The organism is Pseudomonas sp. 22082, from assembly GCF_052046055.1.
Classification (GTDB): domain Bacteria; phylum Pseudomonadota; class Gammaproteobacteria; order Pseudomonadales; family Pseudomonadaceae; genus Aquipseudomonas; species Aquipseudomonas pharyngis.
Map to the genome: position 1 here is coordinate 1 of NZ_JBQEQB010000029.1, position 16,469 is coordinate 16,469.

Genomic DNA, 16,469 nt, shown 5'->3' on the forward strand with positions numbered 1-16,469 from the left:
TATGAGCCCGACGAGCTACCAGACTGCTCCATCCCGCGTCTGTGTGGCGGCATTCTACAGAGGAACGCCGGAGTGTCAACCTTCAATTCGGATAAAACCTGTTCAGCTTCAATTGGTTAGCGCTGACGGACGGTCTTTTTCCCGGCTGCAGGTCAGGCAGCACAAGGGTTTCAGCTCTATTGGAGGTTGCTTTTCGATTGAGAAAATAAATTCAAAGGCGGTTTCCTACAAACTGAAAAGAACATTCATACCACTGGTGCTATATACAGGTGTCAGTGAGATACTGCCGGTCCGGCTCGCCATGTTTCCTTTTCTGTCATGACTCAGCGAAAAATCATCCACGTCGACTGTGACTGTTTCTACGCCGCCATCGAGATGCGGGATGACCCGAGCCTCGCCGGCAAGCCGTTGGCGGTGGGTGGCTCGGCAGACCGGCGCGGAGTGATCGCCACCTGCAACTATGAGGCGCGGGCTTATGGGGTTCGCTCGGCGATGTCGTCCGGACATGCCCTGAAGCTGTGCCCGGACCTGACCATCGTCAAGCCACGCATGGATGCCTATCGCGAGGCGTCGAAGGAAATTCATACGATCTTCAGCGATTACACCGACCTTATCGAGCCGCTTTCCCTGGACGAAGCCTATCTCGACGTCTCGGACAGCGCGCACTTCGGCGGCAGCGCCACGCGGATCGCCCAGGACATTCGCCGCCGGGTTTCCAATCAGTTGCACATCACCGTCTCCGCCGGCGTGGCGCCGAACAAGTTTCTGGCCAAGATCGCCAGCGACTGGAAAAAGCCCAACGGCTTGTTCGTGATTACCCCGGATCAGGTCGAAGACTTCGTCAGTGGCCTGCCGGTGAGCAAGCTGCACGGGGTGGGCAAGGTCACGGCCGACAAGTTGAGCAAGCTCGGTATCAGTGACTGTCTGCAATTGCGCGAGTGGGACAAGCTGGCGCTGGTGCGGGAATTCGGCAGTTTCGGCGAGCGTTTGTGGAGTCTGGCCCGTGGGATCGATGAGCGGCTGGTGCACAACGACAGTCGTCGTCAGTCAATCAGTGTCGAAAACACCTACGACGTCGATCTGCCGGATCTGCGCAGTTGCCTCGACAAGCTTCCGGAACTGTTGGAAACCCTGAAAACCCGCATGGCGCGGATCGACAGCAGCTACCGGCCGGGCAAGCCGTTCGTCAAAGTGAAGTTTCACGATTTCACCCAGACCACACTGGAGCAGGCCGGGGCAGGGCGGGATCTGGGCAGTTACCAGTTGATGCTGACGCAGGCGTTCAACCGCGGAGGCAAACCGGTGCGATTGCTGGGGGTGGGTGTGCGGCTGGAGGATTTACGCGGCGGTTTCGAACAAATGGAGTTGTTCGAACGATAGGCGGACAAAAAAATGCCCGAAGCAGGTTCGGGCATTTTTTCAGGGGGTCAGTTCGGCCCTGGATCCGCCACCAGACGCCCCGCATCCCGGGTCAGGGACTTGAGGAATTCGGCCTGCAACTCAGGATCGTTGCGGGTCAGTTCAATCAGGCTTTGTTCCAGTTCACTGGCTTCTTCTTCCAGACCCAGTTCCGACAGACGCTTGACCCGGTGCACCCATTGGCTCACTTCGTCGTCTTCCAGATCGTCGTAGATCAGCCCGTGAGCTTCCAGCAGCTTGCCACGCAGATGACTGCTGATCGCCAGAGACGAGTCGGAATGCACGTCATCCTTGCCGTCTTCGACGCTGATCTGCAGTTTGCCTACATGATTGAGGTCGTTTTCGGCGAACGGGCTGTCCAGCAGGTTTAGACGCAGCACGCCGTTGCGATCGGTGGTCATGTCGAAGGTCTGCTTGCCGGCCTTGACCTGAACCGGGCGCTCGCTCCACGGCAGGCTCGAATATTCCGTGCGCTTGTCGCGCTGGACTTCATCGATGCCGGCCAGGTTCTGTTGCGCGCGACCATTGGATTGCACGTTCATGAACGGGTTGAGCCCGGCGAAACCGTAGCTGAGCCAGTCCCGTGTCACGCTGTCGGGCAGATTGCCGAGGGCAAACACGTTGACCACGTTCGCGCCGACGCCGCCGACCACCGCCACCGCGCCCAGCGGAATCTCGTAGATCTCCCGCCATGGCTGGTAAGGCGTGTAACGGTCGTAATGGCGGGTGACCTCGAACTCGGTGACTTCGAAAGTCTTCTGTTCGTTGATCTTCACGCGCCGTTGCGGCAGCTCAAGCACCTTGGGCTCGCCGACATCGATCTGCAGGCTGTGATCGAGCAGTTTGCGCTCGACACGTTCCTCGTGCTCGCTGCGTTGTGACATGTGATTGGCACAGCCGCTGACCAGCAGGGTGCCGCACAGGGCGGCACCACCGAGGCCTAAGGTGTTTCGCTTGAACATGACGTCTCTATCTGGTTTCAGCGGCGGATACGGGCCTGAAGGAAGGACAGCACGTCGGCAACCGGCAGCGCTTGCGCCTGGCCTTCGGTACGGCTCTTGTATTCCAGGTTGCCTTCGGCGAGGCCGCGGTCGCTGACCACGATCCGGTGCGGAATGCCGATCAGCTCCATGTCCGCGAACTTGATGCCCGGGCTGGTTTTCTTGTCGCGGTCGTCCAGCAGCACTTCGAAGCCGGCCGCGGTCAGTTCCGCGTACAGCTTGTCGGTGGCTTCACGCACCAGCTCGGTTTCATAGCGCAGTGGCACCAGAGCGATCTGGAACGGTGCCAGGGCGTCGCTCCAGATGATGCCGTTCTCGTCGTTGTTCTGCTCGATGGCGGCAGCCACCACGCGGGACACGCCGATACCGTAGCAACCCATTTCCAGGGTCACCGGCTTGCCGTTCTCGCCCAGCACTTCGCACTTCATCGCCTTGCTGTACTTGTTGCCCAGCTGGAAGATGTGCCCGACTTCGATGCCGCGCTTGATTTCCAGGGTGCCCTTGCCGTCCGGGCTCGGGTCGCCGGCCACGACGTTGCGCAGGTCGGCCACGGTCGGAACCGGCAGATCACGCTCCCAGTTCACGCCGAAGTAGTGCTTGTCGTCGATGTTGGCACCGATGGCGAAGTCGCTCATCAGCTCCACCGAACGGTCGATGATGATCGGCAGCGGCAGGTTCAGCGGGCCGAGGGAGCCGGCGCCGGCGCCGATGGCGTCACGCAGTTCGGCATCGGAGGCCATGACCAGCGGGCTGGCAACGCCTGGCTGGTTGGCAGCCTTGATTTCGTTCAGCTCGTGGTCGCCGCGAATGATCAGGGCGATCAGCTTGCCTTCTTCTTCGGCGTGCACGATCAGGGTCTTGATGGTCTTTTCAATCGGCAGATTGAATTTTTCCACCAGGGCCGCGATGGTCTTGGTGTCTGGCGTATCGACCAGACGCAGCTCTTCGCTTGGCGCGGCGCGCGAGGTTTCACGCGGCACGGCTTCGGCTTTCTCGATGTTCGCTGCGTAGTCGGAACCGTTGCTGAAGACGATATCGTCTTCGCCGGACTCGGCCAGCACGTGGAATTCGTGGGAGCCGGCGCCACCGATCGAACCGTTGTCGGCTTCCACCGGACGGAATTTCAGGCCCAGGCGGGTGAAGATGTTGCAGTACGCTTCGTGCATGCGGTCATAGGTGATCTGCAGCGACGCCTGATCCGCATGGAACGAGTAGGAGTCCTTCATGATGAATTCGCGACCGCGCATCAGGCCGAAGCGTGGACGGATTTCGTCACGGAATTTGGTCTGGATCTGGTACAGGTTGATCGGCAGCTGTTTGTAGCTGCTCAACTCGTTGCGCATCAGATCGGTGATCACTTCTTCGTGGGTCGGGCCCGCGCAGAAATCACGACCGTGGCGGTCTTTGATGCGCAGCAGCTCCGGGCCGTATTCTTCCCAGCGACCCGATTCCTGCCACAGCTCGGCCGGTTGGGTGCTCGGCATCAACACTTCCAGAGAGCCGGCGGCGTCCATTTCTTCACGAACGATGGCTTCCACCTTGCGCATCACTCGCAAGCCCATCGGCAGCCAGGTGTACAGGCCCGAGGCGAGTTTGCGGATCATGCCGGCGCGCAGCATCAGCTGATGGCTGATCACGACCGCGTCGGAAGGCGTTTCTTTCTGTGTGGCGAGCAAAAATTGACTGGTGCGCATGGTTGGCCGTTGTCGGTTGCTATGACTGGAAATGACGGAGCAGTGTAACGGCGAGATCCGCCGGCGTACAGAAGTGCAGCCCCGGCGCAAACCCTCTCGCCGGGTGCGAGATGTCTTACGATTCTTCCACGACGGAGGTCGGTGCAGGTTCCGGCGTCGGCGTCGGGCCTTCGCGGCGGCTTTCCTGGAACCAGTGCAGGGCGATCAGCACCAGGGTCGGAACGCCGAGCAGCGCGGTGATCAGGAAGAAGTTGTGATAACCGAACTTCTCCACCATCACCCCGGAGTAGCCGCCGATCAGGCGTGGCAGCAGGAGCATGATCGAGCTGAGCAGCGCGTACTGGGTGGCGGAGAACTTCAGGTTGGTCAAGCTCGACAGGTAGGCGACGAACGCTGAGGTGGCCAGGCCGGAGCTGAAGTTGTCGAGGGAGATCGTCACCACCAGCATCTGCAGGTTCGGGCCCATGTCGGCCAGCATCAGGAACAGCAGATTGGTGCCCGCCGACGCGGCGCCGCCGATGAACAGGATCGGCAGGATGCCGAAGCGCACGATCAGCAGACCGCCCATGCCGGCGCCGACGAGGGTCATGATCAGGCCGAAGATCTTGCTGACGCTGGCGATCTGGTCCTTGGTGAAACCCTGGTCGATATAGAACACGTTGGCCATCACGCCCATCACCGTGTCGGACATCCGATAGGTGGCGATCAGGCCAAGCAGCAGCAACGCCTGCCAGCGGTAGCGCAGGATGAAGTCGTTGACCGGCGTCAGCACTGGCGCCAGACCGCGACGTCCCATGGCCGAGAGGCACAGGCAGGTCAGCGTGGTGTAGAGAATTGCGCGCAGGAACGCCCGGTCTTCCAGCAGCAGGTCCAGCGGGCTCATGTCGCCAAACAGCACGCTGGCGAAATCGGTGTTGTAGAGCTGGGTGAACATGGCCGGCACGGAGACCAGCAAAATGATCAGCACGAACACCGACATCAACTGATGCATGAAGGTGTAACGCCCCGCCTGCAACTGGGTGCGCAACGGCACCGGCGGCTCGCGCATCAGCAGGGTGGTGAGCAGGGCAGGCACCATCAGGGCACCGAACAGCACGTAGGTGCCGGTCCAGGCCGAATGCTGGTACTTGAAGCCTGTAGAGCCGAAACCCTCGGCGAAGAACAGCGCACCCGCGGTCGCGAGCAGGGCGGCGATCCGATAGCCGGACATATAGCTGGCGGCCAGCGCGGCCTGACGGCTGTCTTCGGCGATTTCCAGGCGATAGGCGTCGACCGCGATATCCTGGGTGGCGGAAGCGAACGCCACGATCACGGCGATGGCGATCAGCCAGGACAGGTGTTTCTGCGGGTCGCAAAAACCCATACCGATCAGGCCGAGGATTACCAGCGTCTGTGAGAGCACCAGCCACGAACGGCGGCGACCCAGCTTGCCCAGCAACGGCAGGCGCCATTGGTCGAGCAGGGGCGACCAGACCCATTTGAAGGCGTAGGCAAGACCGATCAGGCTGGCGTAGCCGATCGTCTCGCGGGCCACACCGGCTTCACGCAGCCAGACCGAAAGTGTCGAGAACACCAGCATGTACGGCAGGCCGGCGGCGAAACCCAGCAACAACAGCACGAGCGTCGAAGGACTGGCATAGGCGGCGAGCGCGGCGCGCCAGGTTTTACGGGGCATGGGCTGAAGTCTGCCTCAAGATTGCGAAAACAAAGCGCGCACTCTAACCGCTGTGCTCTACCGGACGCCAGCCATGGCGCCGAATATCCACACGATTGTTCAGGACGGTGATGCCTTCCATACGCAATCGCGCCCGCTGTTCGTCCCCGGACGGGCTGCCCGCCGGCAGGCTGATCCGACCGCCGGCGCCGAGCACGCGGTGCCATGGCAGTTTGGTGTCGCCGGGCAATTGGCTCAGGGTCCGACCGACCCAGCGGGCGGCGCGCCCCAACCCCGCCAGTTCGGCCAACTGACCATAGCTGACGACTTTGCCCTCAGGCACTTGGGCGAGGGTGGAATAGAGTGCCGTGCGTCGGATTTGCGGATCGTTTTCACAGGCATGCATCGGGTCTGTCACGTGCGCGGTTCCTGAACTTGATCGCGTTATGTGCTTAAGCGTAATCGGTGGATGGGCAATTGAGAAATGAACTCAACAGAATTAGCCGGGTCACTCCTTGTCAGGGGATTATTCCTACGGATAATGCCGACCCTTTTTTCGCAAACTTGAGTCTTCGATTCGCTTATGTTGTCCAGAACCCTGCTGTGCCTTGCTGTCTTCAGTGCGTCCACACCTTTGCTTGCCGACACCGTCTGGTTGAAGAACGGTGACAAGCTGAGCGGTAAAATCACGCTGTTCGACGGCGGCAAGTTGCTGGTCCAGACCCAGTACGCCGGGGCCGTTACCATCGACTGGAAGCAGGTCAAGACCCTGGAGAGCGATCAGGAACTGCTGGTCAAGCAGGACGCCTATAACGGCGAGAAGGCCAAGTCCCTGAGTGCTGCCGAAGAGGGCAAGGTCACATTGGCCAACGGCGAGGCGCCGAAAACCGTGGAGCTGGCGAGCATTCAGCAGATTCTCAAGCCGAAGCCGGTGGTCGAGGATCTGGTGTGGAAGGGCAACGTCGATCTGGCGCTCGACTACCAGCGCGCCGAGAAAGATACCGACGACTACGATGTCGGCTTCAAGACCACTGCTCGTCACGGCCGCTGGCGCCATATCGCCGAGGGCGAATACAACCGCGAAGTGCAGGACGACGTGACCACCACCGACAACTGGCGCGCCGAGTACTCGCTCGACCGCTTCCTCACTGATCAATGGTTCTGGCAGGGGCGGTTGAACTACAAGCGCGATCACATCGAAGAGCTGGCGCGCCAGCGCGTGGTGGGTACCGGCCCGGGTTACCAGTTCTGGGATGACGAGCTGGGAGCGTTCTCCCTGGGTTCGCTGCTCAACCGAACCGATTACGAGTACCGCGATGGCAGCAAGGACAACTTCTATTCGGTCGCCATGAAGTGGGACTACAACCGCTACCTGATCGGCAAGAAGGTCGAGTTCTTCACCAATGGCGAAGTCGGCAAGCCACTCTCCGGCGTAGCCGATTATGCGCTGGATGCGGAAATGGGCCTGCGCTACAAAGTCACCGAGTGGGCCTCGCTCAACCTCAAGGCCGAACGCGACATCATCAGCGGCACCGAGGATGCGGACCTGAGCAAGACCCGCTACACCGCCGGTTTCGGCGTGGCCTGGTAAGCAGCGCAAAAGATCGCAGCCTTCACGGGCTGCGATCTTTTTTTGCGCCCGGAAAAACAGACGCCCACAAAAAAGCCCCGCTTTTGAGGGCGGGGCCTTTTTCTAAAGAAGCTACAAGTTAGATAACTTGTACTTCTTCAGCTTGCATGCCTTTCTGACCGCGGGTAGCGATGAAAGAAACCTGTTGGCCTTCTTTCAGGCTTTTGAAGCCGTCGGATTGGATAGCTTTGAAGTGAACGAACAGGTCGTCACCGGATTGTGGAGTGATGAAGCCGAAGCCTTTTTCATCGTTGAACCACTTAACGGTACCGGTTTGGCGATTAGACATGGTGTAACTCCTTGAACAAAGATAACTGCGACTCAGGAAGAACCCTGGCCGAGACTGAGTGCAAAGAGCAGGAAAAATTCTTGTAGATGGTTGGATCGAAATTCAACATATCGTGTAGAGATTCTCAGTGACACAAGCAGCACAGTGGCGCCACCTTAACCCTTTTTCCGGAACGTGCCAATGCTTCTTGCGAAGGTTTCTCTGTTTTAGGGATCGACGGTGTGACGGTTCGTCGCGAAGCCGCGTAAATCCCGCACGTTCGGCGAGAATTGCACCCCGCACTTTGAACCCGGCGGCGCGCCCGGTAAGATGCCGGACAGATTTTTTCCACCTCGCTATTCAGGACACCCGCCATGAGCATCAAATCGGACAAGTGGATTCGCCGCATGGCGCAGGAACACGGCATGATCGAGCCATTCGTCGAGCGCCAGGTACGCGGCAGCGACGACAGCCGTGTGATCTCCTACGGTGTGTCGAGCTACGGCTACGATGTGCGCTGCACCAATCATTTCAAGGTGTTCACCAACATCAATTCGGCCATCGTCGATCCGAAGAATTTCGACGCCGGCAGCTTCGTCGACGTCCACAGCGACGTCTGCATCATCCCGCCAAACTCCTTCGCCCTGGCCACGACCGTTGAGTACTTCCGTATTCCACGCAACGTCCTGACCATCTGCCTGGGCAAAAGCACCTACGCCCGTTGCGGCATCATCGTCAACGTCACCCCGCTCGAGCCGGAGTGGGAAGGTCAGGTGACCCTGGAGTTCTCCAACACCACCAACCTGCCGGCGAAGATCTACGCCAACGAAGGTGTGGCGCAGATGCTGTTCCTGGAGTCCGATGAGGAATGTGAAGTCTCCTACAAGGACCGTGCCGGCAAGTATCAGGGCCAGCGTGGCGTGACCCTGCCGCGTACCTGATCCGTCCATCCGGCAGTTACCGGGAATTCTTCGGCGGGTAGACACTCTATGAGGTGTACTGCCCGTTTCGCGAACAGCGGGACGGGCCTTCGCCGAGGAGTGCTCCATGAAGATCGATCCGCAAATCACTGCCGAACTGGCAAGGCTCGAGCCCAATCAGGTTGGCGTATTGGCCTGGTCCTTGTTGGCACACCCGCCCATCGCAATGGCTGGCGGAATCCCTCACCAGCCCGATCCCGATACCCCCAACGAAGAACCGACCGAGCCCGGCGAGCCTACGTTGCCGGACAAACCGCCCCCCGCGCCCGTCGCCTGATTGAACGTATGGCCCGTCGGCTGAATCCTGAACAGGACGTCAGCCGACGGGCCATATTTCGTTGTCGCCAATGACGAAGATCCGACAGCTGTCTTCCTTCTCCACCGGATAACCGCCGGTGAAGGCGCCGAACGCCGGCAACAGGCTGATGCGTTCCCCCAGCCTGAAACACGCCAGCCGCAAACGCTGGCGCCCCTTGCCGATCAATCGATAAACCGGGTGTACGTGCCCGGCGAGGACGTGCCGTTCAGGGTGCGGATCCGGCTCGTGCTGCAGCGAGAAGGGGCCCAGCAGCATGGGCTCCGGCACCACCCGGATATTCAGCGACTGCGGTGGATCGCCCGCCCGCTTGTCATGATTGCCGCGAATCAGCGTGATGGGCAGATCCTTATGCCGTTCGCGCCACCGAGCCAATTCGTTCAAGGTGCCCGTGGCGTGGGAGCCGGGCCCGTGCAGAAAGTCCCCAAGAAAGATCAATTGCCGACATGGCAGTTTCGCCAGCAACTGCTCGATCACGGCAATGTTGCTGGTCGTAGTGCCCTGCGGCACCGGCTGTCCCAGGCGACGATAAGCGGCCGCTTTGCCGAAATGCACATCGGCAATCAGCAGCGTCTGCTGCGCCGGCCAGTACAGCGCCTTTTCCGGCAGCAACCAGAGGTCTTCGCCTGCCAGACGCACGGGGTAAGGCGCGTTCATCAGGATTGGCCCTTGTCGGCGGTGTTCTCCAGATCGCCGACCATACGCCGGATGCGGTCAGCGAGTTTTTCCGAGCTCATGCTTTCGCGCATGCGTTCCACCAGCAATGGAAAGCCGAGCGGTGTCGGACGTTTGATCAAGTGCATATCGAGTTTCATCCGGTTGATTCGCTCCAGTGTCTGCTCCAGCCGACGAATATCCAGTTCTTCCCGCAGGACTTCTTCCCCAGCCTGGGCCAGCAGCAGGTTGCCGGCGTCGTATTGTTTGAACACCTCGAAGAACAGCCCGCTGGAAGCCTGGACCTGACGGGTACTTTTCGGCGCGCCGGGGTAACCGGCGAACACCAGTCCGGCAATCCGCGCAATTTCCCGAAATCTGCGCAGCGCCAGTTCGCCCGCGTTGAGGCTGGCAAGTACATCGCGCAATAAATCCTCAGGGCTGAGCAGGGCGCCATCCAGTTGCACAGACCAGTCAACGGGCGTGGCGCTGAGCAATTCCAGTCCGTAATCGTTGACCGCAATCGAGAAGGTCACAGGCAGGCGCTGACTGACCCGCCACGCCAGCAGGCTGGCCAGCCCCAGGTGCACCTGACGTCCGGCAAACGGATAGAGGAAAAGGTGCCAGCCTTCGCGGGATTTCAACACTTCGGCCAGCAGATTGTTGACGGTCGGCAGGCCTGACCAGCGCATCTGGGTTTCCAGCAGCGGTCGCAAGGCCTGCATTTCCGGGCCGGCAAACTCGCCTTGTGCCGCCGCGCTGAACCGGCTGACCACCGCTTCGGCCAATTCATTGGAGAGCGGCATGCGCCCGCCATTCCAGCGCGGCACCGCGGCTTTTTTCGCCGTGCTGCGTTTGACATAGGCGGTCATGTTTTCCACCCGCACCAGCTCCAGCAAGCGACCGGCGAACAGAAACCCATCGCCAGGTTTGAGGCGAGCGATAAAGCCTTCTTCAACGCTGCCCAGTTGTTTGCCGCCACCGCCCTTGCTCCAGAACTTCAGATGAATGCTGGCATCGCTGACGATGGTGCCGATGCTCATCCGATGACGGCGCGCCAGGCGGGCGTCGGGGACGCGCCAGATCCCGTGTTCATCCGGCTCGACCCGGCGGTAATCCGGATACGCCGTCAGCGACATCCCGCCGTGGCGTACGAACGCCAGCGCCCAGGCCCAGTCCGCGAGCGTCAGGTCACGATAGGCCCAGGCACCACGGACTTCTTCGTACAGCTCATCGGGAACAAAGCCACCGCCCAGGGCCATGCTGACCAGATGTTGCACCAGCACATCCAGCGGTTTGTGCGGTGACAGTCGCGGTTCGATCCGCCGCTGTGCCACGGCATCGCCAGCGGCCGCAGCTTCGATCAGCTCCAGGCTGTGGGTCGGCACCAGGGTGACCCGCGACGTTCGACCGGGCGCATGCCCCGAACGTCCGGCACGCTGCATCAGCCGCGCCACGCCTTTGGCGGAGCCAATCTGCAGCACCCGCTCCACGGGCAGGAAATCCACCCCCAGATCCAGACTGGAAGTGCAGACCACGGCTTTGAGTTGGCCGTTCTTCAGCGCCTGTTCCACCCAGTCGCGAGTGTCACGGGACAGCGAGCTGTGGTGCAGGGCGATCAATCCGGCCCAGTCCGGCCGCGCTTCCAGCAAGGCCTGATACCAGATTTCCGATTGCGCCCGGGTGTTGGTGAACACCAGGCTGCTGGCGCAAACGTCCAGTTCGGCGACCACCTGCGGCAACATCTTCAGACCGATGTGCCCGGCCCAGGGAAAGCGTTCGATCGCCGGTGGGAGCAGCGTGTCGACCTTGAGCGACTTTTCGCTTTGCCCCTGAATACTGACGCCACCGCCCTGTGGGATCAGCACCTGTTCGGCGTGGGACTGATTGCCGAGCGTTGCGGAAACGCCCCAGACGATCAGCCCCGGCTGCCAGCGGCGCAGTCGGGCGAGGGCCAGTTGCAATTGCACGCCGCGCTTGTTGCCGAGCAATTCGTGCCACTCATCCACCACGACCATGCGTAGCGTCGACAGCGCCGTTTGTGCGTCCGCCCGGGCGAGCATCAGGGTCAGGCTTTCCGGGGTGGTGATCAACGTGGTGGGCAGGCGCCGGTTCTGCCGGGCGCGTTCGCTGCTGCCGGTGTCGCCGGTGCGCAGGCCGACGCTCCAGGGGATCTGCAGATCGTCCAGCGGCGCTTGCAGGGCGCGCGCGGTGTCGGCGGCCAGCGCCCGCATCGGGGTGATCCACAACACGGTCAACGGTTCGGCGGGTGGTTTGCGTTTACGGGTGGTTTCAGCAACAGGCCCGGAGCGGGCAAAGCGATTGAGCGCGGCAAACCAAACCGCGTAGGTTTTACCGGCGCCGGTGCTGGCGTGCAGCAGGCCGGACTCGCCACGTTTGACTGCGGCCCACACCTGTTTCTGAAAGGCGAACGGCTTCCAGTCGCGGGCGCTGAACCAGTGTTTGGCGAAGTCGGTGGAAGTGCCCATGCCGGCGACGTGTGCTCTGAAGATGTTCCTTCAATGACCGCGCCGACCGGGCAATAGTTTTACTTGAGATTGCCGCTGAGAAATTGCTTCAGGCGTTCGCTCTTCGGATTGCCCAGCACTTCTTCCGGCGCGCCTTCTTCCTCCACCAGCCCTTGATGCAGGAACAGTACCTGGCTCGACACCTTGCGGGCAAAGCTCATTTCGTGGGTGACCATGATCATGGTCCGGCCTTCCTCGGCCAGGCCCTGAATCACCTTGAGCACTTCGCCGACCAGCTCCGGATCGAGCGCCGAGGTCGGTTCGTCGAACAGCATGACTTCCGGCTCCATCGCCAAAGCCCGGGCAATCGCCACCCGTTGCTGCTGGCCGCCGGAGAGGAACGCCGGGTACTGATCCGCCACCCGCGCCGGCAAACCGACCTTTTCCAGATAACGCCGCGCGCGGTCGTCGGCTTCCTGTTTGCTGCAGCCCAGCACCCGGCGCGGGGCCATGGTGATGTTTTCCAGCACGGTCATGTGGCTCCACAGATTGAAATGCTGGAACACCATGGCCAGGCGGGTGCGCAGGCGTTGCAGTTCATCGGCGTCGGCGACGTGCATGCCGTGGCGGTCGGTGACCATGCGGATCGCCTGGCCGTCGAGGCTCATCGCGCCGTCGTTGGGTTGTTCGAGAAAGTTGATGCAGCGCAAAAAGGTGCTTTTGCCCGAGCCGCTGGCGCCGATCAGGCTGATTACATCGCCGGTCCTGGCCTTGAGCGAGACGCCTTTGAGCACCTGATGGTCGCCATAGCTTTTGTGCAGGCCTTCAACGGTCAATTTGTACATGGGACAGGCATCCTCAAGGCGAAAGTAGATAGCCGCTGCGATAGGCTTCGGCGCCCGCGACGTGGGCGATCACCATCCCGGCGGTGGCCATGCGCCGCAGCGAACGGGCATAGAGCAGACCGGAAGCGGTGCAATGGACTGGCGTGACCCGGTCACTGATCGGGTCGATGATTTCGGCGATTTTCTGCCCGGCTTCCAGAAACTGGCCGGGCGTGGCGGTATAGACCAGCAGGCCGCCGACGGGGGTGGCCACCGGTTCCACGCCGGCCAGCGGTGTGGCGGGGTGTGGCAGGGCGGGCAAGGCTTTTGGGTCGCCGACGATGGCGCCGAAATGGATCAGGTAATCGATCAGCGCCTGGCAATCGTGACTGGCCAGCGGATGGGTGACATCCCCCTGACCGCGCAACTCGACGGTGACCGAGAAACTGCCCAGCGGTATCTCGAAGTGGTCGCCGAAGCGCTCCTTCAATTGCCACCACAGCAGGGTGAAGCACTCATCGAATGACTGGCCGCCGGAGTCGGTGGCCAACAGGCTCGCCTGGGATTCGATATAGCGCGCCAGCGGCTCGACCTGCGGCCAGGCCTCGGGCGTGGTGTAGAGATGAACCACGGATTCGAAATCGCAATGCAGGTCGAGCACCATGTCCGCATCGCAGGCCAGCCGTTGCAGGGTCAGGCGCTGGGATTGCAGCTGGGTCGTGGCGGTGTGGCGGGCGAGGGCATTGCGCAGGCTGGCGCGGATCAGCTCGAGGTTGCGCTGCGGCTCATCGCTCAGTTGCGCTTCGATTTCGTTGCCGATTTCTTCGCTGAGGTCGACGAACCAGCGGTTGAAGTTCTGCCCGCTCTCCAGCTCGTAGCGGCCCAGCGGCACGTCCATCAGCACCTGTTCGAGGCCGACCGGGTTGGCTACCGGCACCAGCACGATTTCGCTGCGCAGGCGGCCGGCGGCTTCTAGCTCCGCCAGACGCTGCTTGAGGTGCCAGGCCACGAGCATGCCGGGCAGTTCGTCGGCGTGCAGCGAGGACTGGATGTAGATCTTGCCCTGGGCCTTGTCCGGGCCGAAGTGAAAGCTGTGGATCTGTCGAGCGGTCCCCGGCAGCGGGGCCAGCAGGTCGTGTATCTGATGACGCATCTCTAAAGGGTCCTAGTGGGTCGGGCCGAGGAACGCCAGCCATCGGCGTTCGGCAAGGCGGAACAGGCCGACCAGCGCAAAGGTGATGGTCAGGTAGATCAGCGCGGCGATGCCGAACGACTGGAAGGTCAGGAAGGTCGCCGAGTTGGCGTCCCGCGCGACTTTCAGGATGTCGGGGATGGTCGCGGTGAAGGCCACGGTGGTCGAATGCAGCATCAGGATCACTTCGTTGCTGTAGTACGGCAACGAACGGCGCAGCGCCGACGGCATGATCACGTAGGCATACAGCTTCCAGCCGGTCAGGCCGTAGGCCTTGGCCGCTTCGACTTCGCCGTGGTTCATGCTGCGGATCGCCCCGGCGAAAATCTCCGTGGTGTAGGCGCAGGTGTTGAGGGCGAAGGCCAGGATCGTGCAGTTCATCGCATCGCGAAAGAAACTGTCGAGCAGCGGCTGCGCGCGCACGGCGGCCAGGCTGTAGATCCCGGTGTAGCAGATCAGCAGCTGGATATAGAGCGGCGTGCCACGGAACAGGTAGGTGTAGAACTGCACCGGCCAGCGAATGTAGAAGTGCGGCGAGACCCGGGCGATCGACAGCGGAATCGACACGAGGAAACCGAAGAAGATCGACGCGCTGAGCAGCCACATCGTCATCGCCAGCCCGGTGATGTTCTGGCCGTCGGTATAAAGGAAGGCTTTCCAGTATTCCTGCAGGAGTTCGATCATCGTACGGCCTCCCGGGCACCGGCGGCGTAACGGCGTTCGAGCCAGCGCAGGATGATGTTCGAGGCACTGGTGATCAGCAGGTAGATCAACGCGGCGAGGACCAGGAAGTAAAACAGTTGATAGGTGCTTTTGCCGGCGTCCTGCGCGGCCTTGACCAGATCGGCCAGGCCGATGATCGAAACCAGCGCGGTGGCCTTGAGCATCACCATCCAGTTGTTGCCGATGCCCGGCAGGGCGAAGCGCATCATTTGCGGGAACACCACGAAACGAAAGCGCTGGCCGCGCTTGAGACCATAGGCGGTGGCGGCTTCGACCTGCCCGCGCGGCACGGCGAGAATCGCCCCGCGAAAGGTTTCAGTGAAGTACGCGCCGTAAATGAAGCCCAGGGTCAGGACCCCGGCGCTGAACGGGTCGATCTCGATGTATTCCCATTCCAGGTAATCGGTGAGCGTCGTCAGCCAGGTTTGCAGGCTGTAGAAGATCAGCAGCATCAGCACCAGGTCCGGCACCCCGCGAATCAGCGTGGTGTAGAGCTGGGCGGGCAGGCGCAGCAGTTTGACTTTTGACAGCTTGGCGCTGGCGCCGAGCAGGCCGAGCAACACGGCCACCAGCAGCGACAACGCCGACAATTTGATGGTCATCCAGGTGCCCTCCAACAGCAAAGGGCCAAAACCCTTGAGGCTGAAGGCGGAGAGCCCCAGATTTTGTAAGAGGTTTTCGAACATAAATCAGCAACCTGACTGAATGAAAAAGGCGCCCATCGAGGATGGGCGCCGGGGCATTATTTGCCGCTGTACAGATTCAGATCGCCAAAGTGTTTCTTTTGAATCTCGGCGTATTTGCCATCATCGTGTAACGCTTTGATACCTTTATCCAAAAGCGCTTTCAGCTCGGTGTTACCTTTCTTAATACCGACAGCGGTCTTGGCTGGCAGCAAGTGGTTGTCGACCGGCTTGCTGACTTCATAATCGGCGCCCTGCGGCGACTTCAGAAAGCCCAGTTCGGCCTGCAACATGTCCTGAATGCCCGCATCGAGACGGCCGGAAGTCAGGTCGGAATACACCTGGTCCTGGTTCTGATAGGCCTGGGTTTTCACACCGGCCTTGTCCAGCACGGCTTTGGCATAGGCTTCCTGGATGGTGCCTTGTTCGTAGCCGACGGTTTTGCCTTTCAGGGAAGCGACGTCGTCGGTGATACCCGAACCTTTTTTCGACACGTAGGCCGTCGGGCCGGAGAACAGCTCGCTGGAGAAGTCGATGACTTTTTCACGGGCTTCGGTAACGGTCATCGACGAGATCACGCCGTCGAATTTATTGGCCTTGAGGCCCGGAATCATGCCGTCGAAGTCGCTTTCGACCCATTTGCACTTGACCTTCAGCTCGGCGCAGATCGCGTTGCCCAGATCGATGTCGAAGCCAACCAGGCTGCCGTCTGCCGCTTTCGATTCGAACGGTGCGTAGGAAGGGTCAACGCCAAACCGCAGTTCTTTGTATTCCTTGGCCAGCGCGGAGCCGGCGGCCATGCACAACGCCAGTGCAGAAAGGGTCAGCAATGCTTTTTTCATTATTCAATCCCTAAGAACCAATATGAGCGCTTGTGGCGCGGAATGATTGTTACTGGAGCGCTTACGACTTATAGAAAGTAGCAATTTCCGAACCAGAGTCCCGAACAAGTGTTTTAAAAGG

16 protein-coding genes are annotated in these 16,469 nt (G+C 60.9%); 4 read left to right on the plus strand and 12 right to left on the minus strand.

All coding sequences use genetic code 11. The annotated features are described in order from the left end of the window. Positions 1-318 precede the first annotated feature (318 nt). A complete protein-coding gene (dinB, locus tag ACTJK9_RS26235) occupies positions 319-1,380 on the plus strand; it encodes a DNA polymerase IV (RefSeq protein WP_207985213.1) in 1,062 nt (353 codons plus the stop codon). 47 nt (positions 1,381-1,427) lie between these two features. Here the strand turns inward: dinB and ACTJK9_RS26240 are convergent, their stop codons facing one another. The 4 genes from ACTJK9_RS26240 to ACTJK9_RS26255 all read right to left on the minus strand — a co-directional run bounded on the left by ACTJK9_RS26240 (position 1,428) and on the right by ACTJK9_RS26255 (position 6,174). Then, positions 1,428-2,381, minus strand: a complete 954-nt coding sequence (locus tag ACTJK9_RS26240) for a hypothetical protein (protein WP_039771323.1) — start codon at positions 2,379-2,381, stop codon at positions 1,428-1,430. Between the two features lie 17 nt (positions 2,382-2,398). After that, positions 2,399-4,114 (minus strand): proline--tRNA ligase, encoded by a 1,716-nt coding sequence (locus ACTJK9_RS26245; protein ID WP_039771325.1) that lies wholly within the window; start codon positions 4,112-4,114, stop codon positions 2,399-2,401. Between the two features lie 115 nt (positions 4,115-4,229). After that, positions 4,230-5,789, minus strand: coding sequence for an AmpG family muropeptide MFS transporter (locus ACTJK9_RS26250; RefSeq protein ID WP_440817230.1), 1,560 nt, complete (start codon positions 5,787-5,789; stop codon positions 4,230-4,232). A 43-nt stretch (positions 5,790-5,832) separates the two neighbouring features. Next, positions 5,833-6,174: an MGMT family protein gene (locus ACTJK9_RS26255; protein WP_011332761.1), complete on the minus strand. Its 342-nt coding sequence runs from the start codon at positions 6,172-6,174 to the stop codon at positions 5,833-5,835. Between the two features lie 177 nt (positions 6,175-6,351). Here ACTJK9_RS26255 and ACTJK9_RS26260 point away from each other — a divergent pair, with 177 nt between their 5' ends. Beyond that, positions 6,352-7,359, plus strand: coding sequence for a DUF481 domain-containing protein (locus tag ACTJK9_RS26260; RefSeq protein WP_074691375.1), 1,008 nt, complete (start codon positions 6,352-6,354; stop codon positions 7,357-7,359). 118 nt (positions 7,360-7,477) lie between these two features. Here the strand turns inward: ACTJK9_RS26260 and ACTJK9_RS26265 are convergent, their stop codons facing one another. Then, a complete protein-coding gene (locus ACTJK9_RS26265; RefSeq protein ID WP_002554837.1) occupies positions 7,478-7,687 on the minus strand; it encodes a cold-shock protein in 210 nt (69 codons plus the stop codon). A 353-nt stretch (positions 7,688-8,040) separates the two neighbouring features. Here ACTJK9_RS26265 and dcd point away from each other — a divergent pair, with 353 nt between their 5' ends. Further along, entirely contained in the window at positions 8,041-8,607 is a 567-nt protein-coding gene (gene dcd, locus ACTJK9_RS26270) for a dCTP deaminase (protein ID WP_007954988.1), read from the plus strand. A gap of 106 nt (positions 8,608-8,713) precedes the next feature. Continuing rightward, positions 8,714-8,923: a hypothetical protein gene (locus ACTJK9_RS26275; RefSeq protein WP_085697404.1), complete on the plus strand. Its 210-nt coding sequence runs from the start codon at positions 8,714-8,716 to the stop codon at positions 8,921-8,923. Between the two features lie 39 nt (positions 8,924-8,962). Here the strand turns inward: ACTJK9_RS26275 and pdeM are convergent, their stop codons facing one another. From pdeM to ACTJK9_RS26310, 7 genes are read right to left on the minus strand one after another with little or no spacing between them, the layout of a single operon-like run. After that, entirely contained in the window at positions 8,963-9,619 is a 657-nt protein-coding gene (gene pdeM, locus ACTJK9_RS26280; RefSeq protein ID WP_085647834.1) for a ligase-associated DNA damage response endonuclease PdeM, read from the minus strand. Continuing rightward, positions 9,619-12,105: a ligase-associated DNA damage response DEXH box helicase gene (locus tag ACTJK9_RS26285; RefSeq protein WP_440817236.1), complete on the minus strand. Its 2,487-nt coding sequence runs from the start codon at positions 12,103-12,105 to the stop codon at positions 9,619-9,621. Before ACTJK9_RS26285 ends, pdeM begins: the two co-directional genes overlap by 1 nt. Before the next feature lie 59 nt (positions 12,106-12,164). Continuing rightward, the gene (locus ACTJK9_RS26290) at positions 12,165-12,929 is read right to left on the minus strand and encodes an ABC transporter ATP-binding protein (protein ID WP_039771333.1); all 765 of its coding nucleotides are present in this window, start codon (positions 12,927-12,929) and stop codon (positions 12,165-12,167) included. A gap of 13 nt (positions 12,930-12,942) precedes the next feature. Then, entirely contained in the window at positions 12,943-14,061 is a 1,119-nt protein-coding gene (locus ACTJK9_RS26295; RefSeq protein WP_440817240.1) for a succinylglutamate desuccinylase/aspartoacylase family protein, read from the minus strand. Positions 14,062-14,073: 12 nt separating this feature from the next. Continuing rightward, positions 14,074-14,784 (minus strand): ABC transporter permease, encoded by a 711-nt coding sequence (locus ACTJK9_RS26300; protein ID WP_039771337.1) that lies wholly within the window; start codon positions 14,782-14,784, stop codon positions 14,074-14,076. Further along, positions 14,781-15,509, minus strand: a complete 729-nt coding sequence (locus tag ACTJK9_RS26305; protein ID WP_007955000.1) for an ABC transporter permease — start codon at positions 15,507-15,509, stop codon at positions 14,781-14,783. Before ACTJK9_RS26305 ends, ACTJK9_RS26300 begins: the two co-directional genes overlap by 4 nt. Positions 15,510-15,565: 56 nt before the next feature. Then, a complete protein-coding gene (locus tag ACTJK9_RS26310; RefSeq protein ID WP_011332769.1) occupies positions 15,566-16,348 on the minus strand; it encodes a transporter substrate-binding domain-containing protein in 783 nt (260 codons plus the stop codon). Positions 16,349-16,469: the final 121 nt, after the last annotated feature.

Bases quoted from the DNA above. Each gene is read 5' to 3' on its own strand.
- dinB (WP_207985213.1), top strand. From the start codon at position 319: ATGACTCAGCGAAAAATCATCCACGTCGACTGTGACTGTTTCTACGCC.
- ACTJK9_RS26240 (WP_039771323.1), bottom strand. From the start codon at position 2,381: ATGTTCAAGCGAAACACCTTAGGCCTCGGTGGTGCCGCCCTGTGCGGC.
- ACTJK9_RS26245 (WP_039771325.1), bottom strand. From the start codon at position 4,114: ATGCGCACCAGTCAATTTTTGCTCGCCACACAGAAAGAAACGCCTTCC.
- ACTJK9_RS26250 (WP_440817230.1), bottom strand. From the start codon at position 5,789: ATGCCCCGTAAAACCTGGCGCGCCGCGCTCGCCGCCTATGCCAGTCCT.
- ACTJK9_RS26255 (WP_011332761.1), bottom strand. From the start codon at position 6,174: ATGCATGCCTGTGAAAACGATCCGCAAATCCGACGCACGGCACTCTAT.
- ACTJK9_RS26260 (WP_074691375.1), top strand. From the start codon at position 6,352: ATGTTGTCCAGAACCCTGCTGTGCCTTGCTGTCTTCAGTGCGTCCACA.
- ACTJK9_RS26265 (WP_002554837.1), bottom strand. From the start codon at position 7,687: ATGTCTAATCGCCAAACCGGTACCGTTAAGTGGTTCAACGATGAAAAA.
- dcd (WP_007954988.1), top strand. From the start codon at position 8,041: ATGAGCATCAAATCGGACAAGTGGATTCGCCGCATGGCGCAGGAACAC.
- ACTJK9_RS26275 (WP_085697404.1), top strand. From the start codon at position 8,714: ATGAAGATCGATCCGCAAATCACTGCCGAACTGGCAAGGCTCGAGCCC.
- pdeM (WP_085647834.1), bottom strand. From the start codon at position 9,619: ATGAACGCGCCTTACCCCGTGCGTCTGGCAGGCGAAGACCTCTGGTTG.
- ACTJK9_RS26285 (WP_440817236.1), bottom strand. From the start codon at position 12,105: ATGGGCACTTCCACCGACTTCGCCAAACACTGGTTCAGCGCCCGCGAC.
- ACTJK9_RS26290 (WP_039771333.1), bottom strand. From the start codon at position 12,929: ATGTACAAATTGACCGTTGAAGGCCTGCACAAAAGCTATGGCGACCAT.
- ACTJK9_RS26295 (WP_440817240.1), bottom strand. From the start codon at position 14,061: ATGCGTCATCAGATACACGACCTGCTGGCCCCGCTGCCGGGGACCGCT.
- ACTJK9_RS26300 (WP_039771337.1), bottom strand. From the start codon at position 14,784: ATGATCGAACTCCTGCAGGAATACTGGAAAGCCTTCCTTTATACCGAC.
- ACTJK9_RS26305 (WP_007955000.1), bottom strand. From the start codon at position 15,509: ATGTTCGAAAACCTCTTACAAAATCTGGGGCTCTCCGCCTTCAGCCTC.
- ACTJK9_RS26310 (WP_011332769.1), bottom strand. From the start codon at position 16,348: ATGAAAAAAGCATTGCTGACCCTTTCTGCACTGGCGTTGTGCATGGCC.